Origin of the sequence: Bacillus sp. JJ1532 (assembly GCF_036965085.1) — a bacterium.
Lineage (GTDB): Bacteria > Bacillota > Bacilli > Bacillales > Cytobacillaceae > Cytobacillus.
Genome location: NZ_JBALOW010000036.1, coordinates 1 through 15981, shown reverse-complemented (window position 1 = coordinate 15981; position 15981 = coordinate 1). Strand labels below are relative to the sequence as shown.

Below are 15981 nucleotides of genomic sequence, written 5' to 3'. Positions count from 1 at the left end.
ACAATCAGTGGGGGATGAAAGAAAATCCCCACTGATTGAAGTTTCACTTTACGACTCAGTATATTCGAAAACACCGTTTATCATCGTCCATTTTGGTTTTGCAAGAAAATGAAAGGGGTGATGACTCCAAAGGACTAAATCGGCATCCTTCCCGGGTTCAATACTGCCTAGCTGCTTGTCAACTCGGAGATTTTTTGCTGGAAGAATGGTTATTCCTTCTAAAGCCTTTTGTTCTGATAAACCTTCACGAACAGCGATAGCAGCGCATAAGTTCAAATATTGAATAGGTGTATAAGGGTGGTCTGTTGTGATGGATACTTCTACACCATGGTTTGTAAGTTCCTGATATGTTTTCCACGTTTTATTCTTAAGCTCCACCTTCGAACGTCTTGTTAAAGTTGGACCAACTGATACCTTTAAATCAAGGTCAGCTAATTCCTCTGCAATGAGATGTCCTTCTGTACAATGCTCAATCCTTAAATCAAGATTAAATTCCTCAGCAAATCGAACAGCGGAAATAATATCGTCTGCACGATGAGCATGAACCCGAACAGGGATTTCCCGATTAAGAGCTTGAATAATGGGAGCAGTCCGCAATGATTCAGGCTGATCAGTACTTGCAGCCTCATAGAATACTTCCCGAAGCTTTCCCATAATTCCCATTCTAGTGATCGAATCTTTATTTCCTTGGCTGTGAATTTGTTTCGGATTTTCGCCAAGAGCAATTTTCAATCCTGCGGTTTCCTGAACAAGCATTTTCTTAATATTCTTACCGGCTGTTTTAATAACAGAAGTTGTTCCGCCAATTACATTTGCGCTGCCTGGCATAATATGAGCGGTTGTAATCCCATATTTTACTGCATCGGAAAATGCAGGATCAAGCGGGTATACTCCATCCATCGCCCTAACATGAGGAGACAAGAGCTCAGCCGTTTCATTGGCATCATTTCCTGCCCAGCCTGTCCCTTCATCATACAGGCCAAGATGTGTATGAACATCAATAAATCCTGGGAATAAATAATGGTTATGACATTCGATGACATAAACATCTGGACCTGTAACATCTATTTTTCCTATTCCGGCAATTTTCCCGTTTTCCACTAAAACATCGCCATAAAAAGCAGATGCTGTGACCGGGTAAACATTGGCGTTTTTCAATAATATTTTTGTCATGATATTCCTTTCTGGCATCAATCTTTTTCTATTTATTTTAACAACTATGATCATAATAAGGAACATTATTTAATATAAAAAACCGCACGGAGCGGCGAAGGAAGATTATTTCTTTTCTTGGCGTTTTTTATAAAAGAAGTAAATTCCGATCGATACAAAAGCTAGAATGATAATAGGCATCAGAAATGGCTTTGCATAGTCTTTAATATCTCTCCAATGGTCTCCTAGCTCCATTCCTAATAATAAAAATAAAACGGTCCAAGGAATCATGGCTGCTACAGTATATAAGGTGAAGATTGATAAAGGCATTTTGGAAATGCCAGCAGGTATGGAAATCGCATGGCGAATAACTGGGACAAATCGCGCTGTAAAAATGACTCCTGTTCCATACTTTTTAAACCATTCCTCTGAAGCATCTAAATGAGACTTTTTGATTAACAGAAATTTACCATATTTATCAAGCACGGGCCTTCCGCCATAAACTCCAAGCCAATATAGAAAAAGCTGCGCAAATGTTCCCCCAATAACACCGGCGATAAGAGCACCCCAGAAATGAATTTTTCCAGTGCTTATTAAATAACCCCCATAGCTCAATACAATTTCACTTGGTATTACTTCAACCATAAGGCCAAGAGCAATTCCAAAATAACCAAGCTGTGATAAAATGTCAAAAACAGAAAGAATGAACTCTTTCAATTTAAAAACTCCTTTATGACTTCAAATCGGACCATTAGAATATCCCAGTCATTTGAAGGATGATGATGGAGATGCCAAGAACCCAAACATAAACCGCAAAGATTTTGAGTGATTTTCTTTTTAGAAAATTAATCATCCAGACAACTGCCATATACCCAAAAATCGCAGAAGACAGGGTGGCGACAAATAAACTTCCAAAGGAAATGGATTCTGTACGGCCTGAAAGCATCTCCCCAAATTGAAGAACAATCCCACCTGCTATCGCTGGTATAGACAATAAAAATGAGAAATAGGCAGCTGTCTCTCTATCCAGTTTTCTAAATAACCCTGCTGCGATCGTGAGGCCGGACCTTGAAACAGCGGGGAAGATGGCCGCTGCTTGAAATGTGCCGATAAATAAAGCATCTCCATAGGAAATACTCTCCATTTTCTTTGCACCATTACGAATTCGATCAGCAAACCAAAGAATGATCCCAGTGACTAAGAATTCCCAGCCAATCGTAACTCCAGTCTTTGAGATGGAGTCAAATAAATCACTAAATAAAAAGCCAATGATTACTGCAGGAATCGTTCCAATGACTAGCAGCATCGAAAGCTTGCCAAAAGGATTTTTTATAATTTGAAGAAGTTCGTTTTTATATACAACAAGCACAGCAAGCAATGTCCCGACATGCAGCATCGTATCTAGAAAAAGTCCTGCCTCATCCAAACCAAATAAGTGCCTCCCTAAATACAAATGCCCTGTACTTGATATAGGAAGAAATTCGGTAAAACCCTGAATTATTCCTAGTATAAAGGCCTCAATCTTTGACATCAAATGGCATCACCCTTTAAACAATCTTACAACCTATTGAATAAAATTCTTTTGCCATTAGGCAATAGGGGTTGTCATTACAAATTGTATTCATCTTGTCCTAAACAAGAACTGAAAATGAAATCTAGTGGTCAGGTAAATAAAAATGTGTGAAATAATGTGAAACATTTTTGCTTCTAAGGCGTAAATAGTAACGTAAGAGGAATTATAGTTATTGTTCTAGACTTCTTCAAAAATTTGAAATGGGGGATTAAATCATGCCATCACAGGATGAAAAATTATTAGCGACAGCCATTTATGTAACAAGTTTTTTTACAACCATCGTTGGGCCGCTTATCATTTGGTTATTAAAGAAAAACGAATCATCATTTATTGATAATCATGGGAAAGAATATTTTAACTTTGTCATTTCCTATGGAGTTTACGCCCTGATCAGTGGAATCTTAATGATTATTCTAATCGGATTCGTCACAATATGGATTGTAGGTGTACTTGGATTTATTTTTACGATTGTTGCTGCTGTAAAAGCATACGAAGGAAAGGAATACCGTATTCCTTTAGTATTTAGAATTCTTAGATAATGCATGAAGTCTAGGGGATTATAAATCTCTTAGACTTTTTTTATTATTTTTTGAACGAATTCTGAACATAGACGTCTTATAGCTGTAACAAAATAATGACTCACTTAGGGGGATATGAATTATGGAATTATTACAGGGCATTAATTGGGCAATTATTGCTCCCATTATTGTTATACAGCTTATTCTATTTGTGATTGCTGTTATTGATTTAGTCCGGATTGAAAAAACAAACGGGCCGAAATGGATGTGGGCCATTATCATCTTGTTTGGAAATCTCATCGGCTCCATTCTCTATTTTGTTGTTGGAAGGAGAAATCATTAATGTCTGATGTTGTCACTGTCAAAGGACTAAAAAAATCCTTTAAAGACCTTGAAGTCATTAAAGGATTGGATTTTACGTTAACAAAAGGAAAATGTATAGCTTTACTCGGAGCAAATGGTGCCGGAAAAACGACCACCTTGCAAATGCTTTCGGGCTTAATGATGCCGAACTCAGGCAGTATCGTATTTGATGGGCTTGAAAAAGGGGCGGATTTTCGAAAATGGATTGGGTATCTTCCTCAGCATCCTGTTTTCTATGAATGGATGACGGGCAGGGAGTTTCTGGAATATGCAGGGAGATTAGCTGGATTACAGAAAAGTGAATCAAAAAAACGGACAGATGAGCTTCTTGAAATGGTCGGTATTGCTGAAGCAAAGAACCGCCGGGTTGGCAAGTATTCTGGAGGAATGAAGCAGAGGTTAGGGATTGCACAGGCCATCATTCACAAGCCTAAGTTAGTTATGCTCGATGAACCAGTATCTGCTCTTGACCCGTTTGGCCGCAGAGAAGTGCTTGAGCTGCTTGAAAAGCTGAAAAAGGAAACGACCATTCTTTTTTCCACACATATTTTAAATGATGCAGAAGAGGTTTGTGATGAAATTCTGTTTCTGCATAATGGGGAAATAATAGAATCGGGAACGATGGAAGAGCTTCGTGATAAACATCAGCAGGCTAAGATTGAGCTGGTATTCCGAGGGAAGGCCGATGAATATGCACAGAATTTTTCCAGCTTAGCATTATCTGTTTCAGTAGACGGGAACATAATCAGTATTGTATCTGATGATGTCGAAAGGACAAAAAGGGCTGTTCTTAAAGAGATAGTCGAAAATAACTTACCCTTGCTTAAGTTTGAGATTAGCAGAACAAGCCTAGAGGATGTATTTATGAAGGTGGTGCAAAAATGAACCAATGGGTGACTCTTTTTAATAAAGAAATGGTTGAAATGTCTAGAAATTTCAAATGGATTTGGGTTCCAATTGTATTTATTTTACTCTCAGTTAAGGAACCATTAACAGTGTATTTCATGCCTCAGATCCTTGATGCCGTTGGAGGATTGCCTGAAGGGGCTGTCATTCAGCTCCCAGTTCCATCTGCATCAGAGGTTATGGTTTCAATACTTAGTCAATTTAATACTCTAGGTGTTTTAGTCATTGTTTTAACTTCAATGGGCATGATCGCTGGAGAGAGGAAGAGCGGTGTAGCAGGTCTAATTTTGGTAAAACCAGTTTCCTATACATCTTTTATAACGGCAAAATGGGCGGGTGCCATGCTTTTATTATGGGTTTCTTTTTTTGCAGGGTATCTTACATCATGGTATTATGTCGTCATTTTGTTTGAAGCAGTTCCTTTTGCTGATTTTATGCAGTCTTTCTTTTTAAATGGAATCTGGCTGTCCTTTGTATTAACGCTTACTGTTCTTTTTAATTCAATCTTAAAATCCCCTGGGGCTGTTGGTTTTGTCTCACTTATAGTTATTATTTTACTGAGTATTTTTAATACTATATTTGCAAATTGGTTAGATTGGAGTCCTGTTCAGCTTCCGGCCTATACAAGTCAATTACTGTTTTACGGGGGAGCTCCTAAAGAGACATTCCCATCTTTAATCCTTTCAATTGTTGCTATTATTTTAATGCTCGCAGGAAGCATTCGTATATTTCGAAAAAAAGAACTTGCTTAAGAACCCAAGGTTTTGGGTTCTTTTATTTACCTACTATAGTCATTTTTATGATTGCTGCATATTCCCTAATAAAAAGTGTTGTTTTTACGATTGCTGGTGTTTCTGCAGCTAAAGGATAACCTTTTATTTCTACCTTTTCGGCTAGTTTAAGAGAACGATATAGGTGAAAGTCATTGCTGACAATAACTGCCTCATCAATATCATATATGTCTTTCGTATACTTTAAGTTTTCATATGTAGATGTTGAAAGCTCTTCTTTAAGAATCCGGTCTTCGCTAATGCCCTGTTCAATAAAAAAACGCCTAAGTGCTTCTGCTTCAGTAATATTTTCTCCATTTCCTTGCCCTCCAGTTACAATTACATTCGTTTCGGGATTCTCCTTTAAATACTCTAATGCCTTTTTGGCACGGAAAAGTAAACTGAGAGACATTTCTTCTCCATTCACTTTAGCTCCAAGAACAATTAAGTATGGAACACTGTGGGGTGGAGTTTTTTTTGCAGTTTCCATCATTGATTGATGTATACCTATAATTATTATTAAAAGCAGGATGATGGCGGCACTAATTAAAATTAATATTTTTTTCATTTTTTTCCTCCAAAGAACTCATGATTGCCAGAGGTATTTAATAGATATAGAAAGAGACTCTATTAATTTAGCATATAAACACAATACTGGGAATAAATTTCCTACTGGATATGTTGGGAGATTTGGTTATGAATATTCAAGAATATTATAAGAAATCAGCTATGATATCATTAAATGCCAGCCTTGCCTCATTAGTGCCTCCTATTTTGTTGATCCTTTATGTAATCATTATTGAACCAAACAAGAATATAGTTCTAGTGATTATTCCTTTTTTACTTTATAGCCTTATTTGCTATCATTATTATTTATTAAACAATCTGCGTTCTAAGGAAATTTCGAGTGTACAAAATCATTTAAATGATGGTCACTTATTTGATAAGGAACAGGTGGTGATTACTTTTCTGCCGGCTCCTACCTTAAGAATGCAAATGTTTGATATAAATGGGAACTTGCTCGGAGAAATTAGGGATAGGCAATTTTGGCCGTTTCGATGGTTTTTACCTTATTTCCTAGACAGGGTTATCGAGAAAAGGTATGGACTTTATGATGCAACAAACCAATTAATTGGATGCTTTATTTTAAAGAAAAAACAGATAGAAATAGCGGATTCCAATTTTGAGGTCCTTTCAACTTGTATTTGCAAGCCAACTAATAAAAGCTTTACTTTCACTTTTGAAAATGAGAAAAATACGATTTTTGTTAAGCGATCCTTTCAATTTATGGATATTAGATTTTTCGACCGTAACTTAATAACAATAGGCAGGCTGCGTAAAGGCTGGATGCCACTAGAATGGGGAAATCGATTTAAAGATCCTAATACGCCAATCCTTACTTTTGAACAACCAATTTCCGCAGAGGACAAGCTTTTGACGTATGCGATTTTAACTAAATTATTTCAGTCGACTAATCACTAATTCTCCACATAGCATAGCTCATGCAGATAAATGGTTTCTTATAGGCTAATATAGTATATTAATCAATAGAGATTTTGCATCAAGATATTAGTTATGAGGTGTAGCATGAAAAAGTTTCTGCTAATTGTGGGCATAATCGTACTGTGTTTATTTATTGTTGATAAAATGATTCTCAAGGATAAAGGGATTGTAACGAACTTTAATCAGAAATACGATAAGATAGAAAATCCTGAAACTATTCAAACTGGTATAGAGGAAGGCAAAAGGGCACCTGATTTTACCCTTTCGGATTTAAATGGGAATATAGTAAAGCTTAGTGATTATAAAGGGAAAAAGGTGCTGTTAAATTTTTGGGCAACTTGGTGTCCTCCTTGTAAGGCAGAAATGCCGCATATGGAGAAGCTGTATAGCAAATATAAAAATGATGGATTTGAAATACTAGGTGTAAATGTGACGACATCTGAAAAAAACAGAAATGATGTTGATCAATTTGTGGACGATTATCAATTAACCTTTACAATTCCGCTTGATGAAAAAGGACAGGCATTTAGTGATTACAGCATTATGGTCTACCCAACAAGCTTTTTTATCGATTCAGATGGTATTATTCGTAAAAAAGTGTTAGGGGAAGTTGACGAAGAGGCGATGGAAAAACTAATTCAACGCTTGCCTTAAAAGAAGAGATAAAGATATAAAAAACTGCATTGCTAATCATTGGCAATGCAGTTTTTCTCATTTTCCATTAATATTTCTGCTAATTTCGCTTTAATTCGCCGTTTTCGATAGAGCATCATTCCAGCTTCAGCAATATCATTCACTGCAGAGCGGTTAATAAAGGCACCGAATAAAAGACCTGCGATAGGGATCATTTGAAAGAGTTTCTTCCAGCCGATTTGATCCCTATAAGTAAACACAACCTCTCGCCATCCCTGAATTTCTGAAATCACTTCTCTTTTGGCACTATCATTTGGCGAATCGATTAAGGATAGTTGCTGCAGGATCGCCTTTTTTCCAACGATATCAGAAGATACGAATTGCAGGACTTTTACCATATACATTCTTTCTTTTTTATCTTTTGGATCATATCCATAGCAAATAGCGATGTCCTGAAGGGTCTTTAACTGGATCCCGAGAAGAAGGGGAATATCTAGGGACAAGGTTAAAATGCCGCCAACCCCTGTGCTCGCTCCTTGAACAGTAGCCAGACGTTTCCGATTGCTCGTCAGTTTTGTGACGGCAACATCCATTTCATTGATAGCAATCAAATTGACATCCTCTAAATGATTGATTTGCTTATCGGGATAATATGACTTTAAGGAGGAAACGGAGCTTAAATACCGTCCCCCAGATTGAATATATTGGCCAAGCTCATCAAGGATGACCCCGATTTTCTTCTGTAAAAAAGCGGGTGTGAACTTGTCCAAGAGCTTAAATGGCAGTCTGCCGAGTTTTTCCCAAAACCATAAGTCATTTTGCGCCTTTTCCCAGTCTTCACTCTTTTTTAATTCAAGCAGTAATTGTTCTTTTGTTTCCATTTAAACAAAATTCCTTCCCGTTTTAGATAAATACATATACGTGAAATCAGTAGAAAAGTTTCAATTTGTTTCAGCCAAGTTACTTTAAAATTGTATATTTATATAACTCATGTTACTATTTCTTTAAATCGAATAATATTCCTTCGGGGCAGGGTGAAATTCCCAACCGGCGGTGATGAGGATATATCCTCTTAGTCCGTGACCCGGTTTCAATGTTGAAAACGGTGGATTTGGTGAAACTCCAAAGCCGACAGTTAAAGTCTGGATGGGAGAAGGAATGGACAAGATTGCGTAAAAAAAGATTTTTTCTTTACGTTTATTTTGCTATGTTATTATGCCCCGTACAACAATTTGTACGGGTTTTTTTCTGGAGAGATTTAAATGAAAGGAGTCAATTAAACAGGAGATGCAGGTTCATAAGAATATGGAATTTGTCCTAACGATGGCCCTATCTACTAGTGGACAAACTAGTATGTATGCAAAGGTTGGAGCGGTTGTAAAGATTAGCGAAGCACTTGGACTAGGCGCCCATTTAAAGGCGGGACCGGCTCGTGCTATAAATGAACAATTTTATTACGATATCAAAACGAAACTCCCTTATGTAATGTTAAAGGCAGCTGTACCATTTGATGGGAAAATGGCTGCAAAAATAGGTGGCAGCAAATTGATAACCTCTCCAGAGTCCAGTTTAGATGTTCACCAATTAAGACATGAAAATGATGTCATCCTGATAAGTATCAATACGATTATTCATGATAATCCACATTTAACCACCAGACTGCCCCAAGGTGGAAAAAATCCCATTCGATTTGTTTTAGACAAGCATTTGCGTACGTCTTAAAAAAAAGAAAATATAATTTGAGATCAATCTGCACAAATGATTATTTTCTCTGGAAATGAAGTAGGTTCGAATCGTGCAGATGCTTTTCGCGACCCTCTAAAGGAGGAATCTGAATTATGTTTACAGGAATTATCGAAGAGTTAGGTACCGTAAAAAGTGCCGCTGCAATCGGAAACACCATTATATTAACAATTAAAGCTTCTAAAATTCTCCAAGATCTTCGGTTAGGGGATAGTATTTCTGTAAATGGCGTCTGTCTTACTGTGACAGAGTATAATCATGACGGCTTTTCAGCAGATGTTATGCCGGAGACGTTTAAAAGTACTTCCTTGTCATCATTAAAGGATAGGACAAAGGTTAACCTCGAAAGAGCCATGGCTGCAAACGGACGTTTTGGCGGACATTTCGTGACTGGCCATGTTGATGGTACAGGAAAAATACTCAAAAAGACAGTAAATGAAAATGCTATTTATATTGAAATATCAGTGCCTAGTTCCTTTAGCCATCTGCTCTTAATGAAGGGGTCCATCACTATTGACGGTACATCGTTAACTATTTTTGGAGTAACAGAAAAATCGGTGACAGTTTCAATAATTCCTCATACTGCAAAGGAAACGGTATTAGGACTTAAGCAAGTTGGAGAAATTGTTAATCTTGAGTTTGATATGCTGGCCAAATATCTGTATTCATTCATGACGAAGGAACAAATTAATAAGGCAGAGAATGCAGGGATTTCTGAAGACTTTTTAAAAGAAAACGGTTTTCTTTAATTTTTTTTCAAACTAAAAAGGCAGCAGGGGGTAAAGCATGTTCAGTGAAATAAAGGCAGCATTAGAAGACTTGAAGGCAGGAAAAGTCATTATTGTTTGTGATGATGAAGATAGGGAAAATGAAGGAGATTTTCTTTCAATTGCCGAGTATGTAACCCCAGAGACAGTCAATTTTATGGCGAAAGAAGGAAGGGGACTCATCTGTACTCCGATTTCTGAAGAGCTAGCCAGTAAGCTAGATCTTCTTCCGATGGTGGAAAAGAATACGGACAGCCGAGGGACAGCATTTACGGTTTCGATCGATCACAAAGAAACAACTACAGGTATAAGTGCTTTTGAGAGGGCATTTACAATAGAAAGAATGCTGAAAGATGATGCACATCCGGATGAATTTAATCGGCCTGGCCATATCTTTCCTTTAATTGCAAAGGAAGGTGGAGTATTAAGAAGAGCGGGACATACGGAAGCAGCTGTTGATTTGGCACGTCTCGCCGGTGCAAAGCCAGCGGGTATCATCTGTGAAATTATGAAGGATGATGGAACAATGGCCCGTGTAAAGGATTTAGAGATCATCGCCAAAAAATTTGACCTAAAAATGATTACGATTCAACAGTTAATTGAATATCGACTAGAACATGATTCTCTTGTGATAAGAGAGGCTGACATTCAGCTTCCGACAGTTTATGGAATGTTCAGAGCTGTTGGGTATACGAGTAATTTAGATGGAAAGGAACATGTTGCTTTAGTAAAAGGAGAAATTACTGAAGGGGAGCCTGTCCTATTAAGAGTCCATTCCGAATGTTTAACTGGAGATGTTTTTGGTTCAAATAGATGTGACTGCGGACCTCAACTGGAAGCCGCCTTAGCCCAAATTGAAAGGGAAGGGAGAGGCATCCTATTATATATGAGGCAGGAAGGCAGAGGAATTGGGCTCATTAACAAAATGAAGGCTTACGAACTTCAAGAAGAGGGATACGACACAGTTGAGGCAAACCATAAGCTTGGATTTGGCGATGATTTACGTGAATACGGAGTTGGTGCCCAAATTTTGCGAGATTTAGGTGTGAAAAAAATGCGGCTTTTAACAAATAATCCGAGAAAAATTGCCGGATTGGCAGGGTATGGGCTAGAGGTTTCAGAACGTGTCCCATTGCAAATGCCGGCAAAAACTGAAAATGAAGCATATTTAAAAACGAAACAAACGAAGCTTGGTCATTTATTAAAATTTTAACGGGAGAGATGAGCAATGAAAAAAGTAATTGAAGGACATTTAGTTGGGACAGGTTTGAAAATAGGAATTGTCGTAGGACGATTTAATGAATTTATTACTGGAAAATTATTAACTGGGGCTGAGGATGCCCTTAAACGTCACGGTGTAAAGGAAGAGGATGTAACCGTAGTTTGGGTTCCAGGAGCTTTTGAAATCCCATTAACAGCCAAAAAGCTTGCTGAAGTCGGGGGATATGACGCGATTATTACACTAGGTACAGTTATAAGAGGCGCAACACCACATTTTGATTTCGTCAGTAATGAGGTTGCTAAAGGGGTTGCTTCAATCGGAATGCAGAGCGGAATCCCCATTATTTTTGGCGTGTTAACGACAGACACGATTGAACAGGCAATTGAACGTGCAGGTACTAAGGCTGGAAATAAAGGCTGGGATGCAGCGGTCGGAGCCATTGAGATGGGTAATTTATATAAACAGCTTTCCTTATAAGAATGATTGGTATATTCTGTTTCTCTATATAAACTGACATAAGAACAAATAATTTTTTCAATTATTGCATATTTCGACAAACTAACCGTAATCTTTTGTATACAATAGTGACAATTATATAATGCAGAATTGTCGGAGGGTATTATATGGAAGTTTTTGTAGCGAGGCAGCCAATTCTTACTGCAAATGAAGATGTATTCGGATACGAGCTTCTTTACCGCAGGAATCAGAAGGTGAATGCCTTTCCTGATGTAGATGGTGATCAAGCGACAACAGAACTTATCGTAAATAGTTTTTTAAATATTGGGATTGATAAGTTATCTAACGGTAGGCCTTGTTTTATTAATTTTACCGAAAAACTGCTAAATCTTAGACTTCCTACTTATTTTCAACCGCGTGATATAGTTGTTGAAATTTTGGAATCCATTGAACCAAGTGCTGAATTAGTAGAAATCTGCAAAGAGCTAAAGGGGCTGGGCTACCAGATAGCATTGGATGATTTTGTTTTCAATGAAGAAAATAAATATTCATATGAACTACTAAAGTATGCGGATTTTGTTAAAGTCGATTTTCTTTCAACTACAGCAGAAATGAGAGAGCGAATTGAATGGGTTGTTAAGTCAATGAATCTGAAATTAGTGGCAGAGAAGGTTGAAACTAGAGAGGTATTTGACAATGCTCGGAAAAGAGGCTATCACTATTTCCAAGGGTATTTCTTTGCTAAGCCAAGTATACTATCAACTCGTGATATTCCAGCTTATTTTCACTCTTACTATGAAATGATCCAAAACTTTGCAACTAATGAACCGAGTATTGATCGAATTACGGAACTGATTGAAAGGGATATTTCCCTATCCTATAAATTATTAAAATTAATTAATTCCCCTGCATTTAGACCTAAGCAAAAAATAAATTCGATTAAACAAGCAGTAGTATTGCTCGGTTTAATTGAATTGGAGAAATGGATATATGTTTTAGCTGTGCGGGAATCGACAATTGAGAAGCGAAAAATATCTCAAGAAACCATTCAAATTAGTCTCACAAGAGCAAAATTATGTGAAGAAATTGCAAAAATGAAAGTGAAAAGGGCGCCGTCATCAAGTTATTTTATGACAGGCATGTTTTCCATCATGGATTCGATTTTATCTATGCCAATGAGCATGATACTAAAGGAGCTTCCTCTTGAAGAAGAGATTTGTGACGCATTGAATGGTCAGTCCAATCAACTGAAGGATGTTTTAGATCTCGTTCTTGCAGTGGAAACAGCTCAGTGGAGCATCATTAGTGAAAAATGCAAAGAATTGAGTATTGATGAAAAAGATCTATTTAAATTGTATGCAGAATCTTTAAACTGGTCAAATGACCTCGTATTAGAAGAAAAATTTTCACCATAAAGATGAAAACCTGCCATTAATTAGAAGGCAGGTTTTTTATTCCTTAAAAATTGCAATATAGGTTCAAAATTTTGCTTTTCTTTTGTTTCGAAATAGGTTTTGAACGGGTCACCGTGTTGATTGACGCGCTTAATAATATTTGGTACTTGAAAGTCCTCTACTCTTAACGTTTTAACTACTTCCTCCCAATAAAGGGGTGCTGCCACAGTAGCCTCTTTTGTCCCGCGTGGTGAATAGGGGGAAATAATTGTTTTTCCTTCAGCATGCTGAATATAATCAACATAAAGCCGGTTTCCTCTGTTCTTTTTCATACGCTCAATTGTAAAAGAATCGGGATCTTTTGATATTAAATATTCAGCTATAAATGAAGTGAATAATCTTGTGTCCTCATAGGAAAACGTATTTTCTGGCAAAGGGATATAGATTTGCAGCCCTTTATTCCCGGATATTTTCACAAAGCTAATCAATTTGAGCTGGTCTAGAACGTCTTTAATTAAAAGAGCAGCTCTAATAGCTAGACCAAATTCATTTCTTGATGGCGGGTCCAGGTCAAAAACAATTTCACTTGCCCCTTTACTGTAAATGGTTTGAAAAGGGATGTGAAATTCAAATGAGAGCTGATTCCCGAGCCAGAGCAACGTTTTTAAATGATTGCACACGATATAATTAATTCCTTCAGACATGTTCGTTTCTACAAATTCAGGCGCATATTCAGGACAATTCTTTTGATAAAAGGGATCACCGAAAATACCATGCGGATAGCGGATCACTGTTAGAAGCCGATTTTTGAGAAAAGGAAGCATATAAGGAGAAATCTCTCTTAAATAATGTAAATAATCGATTTTCTGTATAGGTGGATCTTCCCATAATGGTTTATCAGGATGTGTCACTTCAATATCTGAAGGCAGATTTTTCTGCTGCTGGATAAATTGTTCATACTTACAATCCTTGGGCTTCAGATCAAAGCGAAATCTGTGAAAGTGGGGTTCTCTCATCTGTTTCTCATAAATTTCTAAGTATTTCACTTCAACACATATACCGGGTTCGACATAAAAAAATTGATCATCATCATCCGTTTTATTAGCCTTAATGGTTTCAAATAGTGCCTTTTTTTCGTCCGGCTTCAATCCAAATAGAAATTGTCCAATTGGGTAAACCTGATCATTTTGAAAAACACCAGCATAAAAATAGCCATTCGTTTTATCATAAGCGGTAATGAAACAGGAAACATATTTCCAATTCTTGTATTTGATCCATAATGATGTTCGTTTCCCTTCCTCCCATTTATTCAATTCCTGCTTTGCGACAATTCCTTCACCATCATAAAGTGTAACCTTGTCCCAAATTTCTTGAAACGTATGATAAAAGGGAATTAGCTGCATGAGTTGTCTGCTGTTTTCATCCGGCTGGATAGGGAGTGAGCAATGTTTAAACAGTTCAGTTAATTTCCTTTTTCTTGAAAGGTAATCAAAATCCTTTAATGATTCTCCTTTTAGTTCCAATAGATCGAAAATCAGTAGATGACACGGTGAGGTGTTTGCTTTTTCTTCAATTCTCTTGTCTGACCTCATCCTCCCCCTCACTTGGATCTGTCCAAAATGAGCTTTAAATGCATTTTCTAGATAAACAAGTTCTCCGTCTAGTGTTATTGGAAGAAAGGGGCGAAATAGCTCTAATTTGGCATCTAGAAACGATTTAATTTCGGGAAAAATCGTTAGCAATGATTTACCATTTCTACTCTCTAAGGACATTTCATGCTGACTCCAATGTAAGATGGCACGAAATCCATCATATTTCACCTCATAAAGCCAATCCTTTCCTTTAGGGGCTTCAAAAGATAAACTAGGCAGCATTGGTTTGATCATTATCGAACATCCTTTCCTCACATCTAAACAAGTTAATAATTATAGAATTCCCTTTTTATTATTCGCTACTCCATTTCCAAAAGTTTAAGGGTATGAGTCTCTGCATTTCACACAAATTAAAGAAAAAGAAGAATGGAGTTTACTTATGCATACAATGTGGAAAGGAAGTATCAGCTTTGGTCTTGTCAATATCCCAATTAAGCTGCACGCAGCAACAGAGGATAAAGATATTAAGCTTCGGAATCTTCATAAAGAATGTCATTCCCCAATCAAATATGAAAAAAAATGCACGGTCTGTGACGTAGAAGTAAAGAATGAAGACATTGTTAAAGCATATGAGTATACAAAAGGGAAATTTGTCGTTCTTGAGAATGACGATTTGGAAAAGCTGAAGAAGGAAAATGAAGATAAAGCCGTTGAAATCATGGACTTTGTCATGATGGAGCAAATTGATCCTATCTATTATGATAGAACCTATTATATGTCTCCGGGTGATGGAGGAGGTAAAGCATATTCCTTACTCAGAAAGGCATTAGAGGATTCCGGAAAAGTTGGACTTGCGAAAATTATCATCCGTTCTAAGGAACAGCTAGCCGTTATTCGGGTTTATGAAAAAACCCTTGTCATGGAAACGATTCATTATCCGGATGAAGTTCGAAATGCCGTGGATGTCCCAAATGTGCCAGCAGAGGATAAAGTAACGAAAAAAGAAATTGATACGGCCATTCTTCTAATTGATCAACTTACAACAGAATTTGAACCGGCAAAATATACGGATGAGTACCGAACAGCTTTACTTGAGCTAATTGAATCGAAGCGAACTGGAAAAGAAATAGTCACTCCTACAGAAAAAGAGCCAGTGTCCAATGTGACAGACTTAATGGCGGCGTTACAAGCATCGATTGATAAAACAAAGCCTAAAAAACCGGCAGCCAAGAAAAAACGTGTGGCAACAAAAGCTAAGAAGGAAGCATAAAAGGAAAAGCGGAAGCGCCTTCGGAACAATCAAAGAGCAGATTGTTCCTGCGAAGATTATTCCTAGGAGCTTTCCTTAGTGCCCACCCCCGACAAGCACAAGTCGAGCCTCCCGGAAAG

Annotated in this window: 18 protein-coding genes and 1 riboswitch; of the genes, 12 read left to right on the top strand and 6 right to left on the bottom strand. The window is 37.3% G+C overall.

The annotated features are described in order from the left end of the window. Nucleotides 1-48: 48 nt before the first annotated feature. The 3 genes from V7122_RS13140 to V7122_RS13130 form a co-directional block, all read right to left on the bottom strand. Nucleotides 49-1173: an amidohydrolase gene (locus tag V7122_RS13140; protein ID WP_335353836.1), complete on the bottom strand. Its 1125-nt coding sequence runs from the start codon at nt 1171-1173 to the stop codon at nt 49-51. Nucleotides 1174-1278: 105 nt separating this feature from the next. Continuing rightward, the gene (locus V7122_RS13135) at nt 1279-1869 is read right to left on the bottom strand and encodes a DedA family protein (protein ID WP_335353835.1); all 591 of its coding nucleotides are present in this window, start codon (nt 1867-1869) and stop codon (nt 1279-1281) included. 34 nt (nt 1870-1903) lie between these two features. Continuing rightward, nucleotides 1904-2683: an undecaprenyl-diphosphate phosphatase gene (locus tag V7122_RS13130; protein WP_335348260.1), complete on the bottom strand. Its 780-nt coding sequence runs from the start codon at nt 2681-2683 to the stop codon at nt 1904-1906. Between the two features lie 257 nt (nt 2684-2940). On the opposite strand from V7122_RS13130, the gene V7122_RS13125 reads away from it, so the two are divergent. The 4 genes from V7122_RS13125 (at nt 2941) to V7122_RS13110 (ending at nt 5264) form a co-directional block, all read left to right on the top strand. Then, nucleotides 2941-3264 carry a DUF4870 domain-containing protein gene (locus V7122_RS13125; RefSeq protein ID WP_335353834.1) on the top strand — a complete coding sequence of 108 codons (324 nt, stop codon included), beginning with the start codon at nt 2941-2943 and terminating at the stop codon, nt 3262-3264. A gap of 121 nt (nt 3265-3385) precedes the next feature. Continuing rightward, nucleotides 3386-3586 (top strand): PLD nuclease N-terminal domain-containing protein, encoded by a 201-nt coding sequence (locus V7122_RS13120; protein WP_335353833.1) that lies wholly within the window; start codon nt 3386-3388, stop codon nt 3584-3586. Next, complete coding sequence (locus V7122_RS13115; RefSeq protein WP_335353832.1) at nt 3586-4491, top strand: ABC transporter ATP-binding protein; 906 nt, start codon at nt 3586-3588, stop codon at nt 4489-4491. Before V7122_RS13120 ends, V7122_RS13115 begins: the two co-directional genes overlap by 1 nt. Next, nucleotides 4488-5264, top strand: a complete 777-nt coding sequence (locus tag V7122_RS13110; protein ID WP_335353831.1) for an ABC transporter permease — start codon at nt 4488-4490, stop codon at nt 5262-5264. Before V7122_RS13115 ends, V7122_RS13110 begins: the two co-directional genes overlap by 4 nt. 22 nt (nt 5265-5286) lie before the next feature. Here the strand turns inward: V7122_RS13110 and V7122_RS13105 are convergent, their stop codons facing one another. Then, nucleotides 5287-5850: a YdcF family protein gene (locus V7122_RS13105; protein WP_335353830.1), complete on the bottom strand. Its 564-nt coding sequence runs from the start codon at nt 5848-5850 to the stop codon at nt 5287-5289. Nucleotides 5851-5978: 128 nt separating this feature from the next. On the opposite strand from V7122_RS13105, the gene V7122_RS13100 reads away from it, so the two are divergent. Next, nucleotides 5979-6764: a hypothetical protein gene (locus V7122_RS13100; protein WP_335355455.1), complete on the top strand. Its 786-nt coding sequence runs from the start codon at nt 5979-5981 to the stop codon at nt 6762-6764. Nucleotides 6765-6869: 105 nt separating this feature from the next. Next, on the top strand, nt 6870-7439 hold the full coding sequence (locus V7122_RS13095) for a peroxiredoxin family protein (protein WP_335527119.1): 570 nt from the start codon (nt 6870-6872) through the stop codon (nt 7437-7439). 32 nt (nt 7440-7471) lie between these two features. On the opposite strand, the gene V7122_RS13090 is transcribed toward V7122_RS13095, so the two are convergent. After that, on the bottom strand, nt 7472-8299 hold the full coding sequence (locus V7122_RS13090; protein ID WP_335347689.1) for an EcsC family protein: 828 nt from the start codon (nt 8297-8299) through the stop codon (nt 7472-7474). A gap of 135 nt (nt 8300-8434) precedes the next feature. Next, nucleotides 8435-8580, top strand: a riboswitch (FMN riboswitch). Between the two features lie 125 nt (nt 8581-8705). Between V7122_RS13090 and V7122_RS13085 the strand changes: the two genes are divergently transcribed. The 5 genes from V7122_RS13085 (at nt 8706) to V7122_RS13065 (ending at nt 13021) form a co-directional block, all read left to right on the top strand. Beyond that, nucleotides 8706-9140, top strand: a complete 435-nt coding sequence (locus tag V7122_RS13085) for a RibD family protein (protein ID WP_335527118.1) — start codon at nt 8706-8708, stop codon at nt 9138-9140. A 116-nt stretch (nt 9141-9256) separates the two neighbouring features. Continuing rightward, complete coding sequence (gene ribE / locus V7122_RS13080) at nt 9257-9910, top strand: riboflavin synthase (protein ID WP_335527116.1); 654 nt, start codon at nt 9257-9259, stop codon at nt 9908-9910. A 37-nt stretch (nt 9911-9947) separates the two neighbouring features. After that, on the top strand, nt 9948-11141 hold the full coding sequence (locus V7122_RS13075; RefSeq protein ID WP_335527114.1) for a bifunctional 3,4-dihydroxy-2-butanone-4-phosphate synthase/GTP cyclohydrolase II: 1194 nt from the start codon (nt 9948-9950) through the stop codon (nt 11139-11141). Between the two features lie 15 nt (nt 11142-11156). Further along, a complete protein-coding gene (gene ribH, locus V7122_RS13070; RefSeq protein ID WP_335347693.1) occupies nt 11157-11627 on the top strand; it encodes a 6,7-dimethyl-8-ribityllumazine synthase in 471 nt (156 codons plus the stop codon). 146 nt (nt 11628-11773) lie between these two features. Further along, entirely contained in the window at nt 11774-13021 is a 1248-nt protein-coding gene (locus tag V7122_RS13065) for an EAL and HDOD domain-containing protein (protein WP_335347694.1), read from the top strand. A 20-nt stretch (nt 13022-13041) separates the two neighbouring features. Here the strand turns inward: V7122_RS13065 and V7122_RS13060 are convergent, their stop codons facing one another. Next, nucleotides 13042-14883: a DNA ligase D gene (locus tag V7122_RS13060; RefSeq protein WP_335355463.1), complete on the bottom strand. Its 1842-nt coding sequence runs from the start codon at nt 14881-14883 to the stop codon at nt 13042-13044. Between the two features lie 148 nt (nt 14884-15031). Between V7122_RS13060 and V7122_RS13055 the strand changes: the two genes are divergently transcribed. Further along, complete coding sequence (locus V7122_RS13055) at nt 15032-15862, top strand: Ku protein (RefSeq protein WP_335355460.1); 831 nt, start codon at nt 15032-15034, stop codon at nt 15860-15862. Nucleotides 15863-15981: the final 119 nt, after the last annotated feature.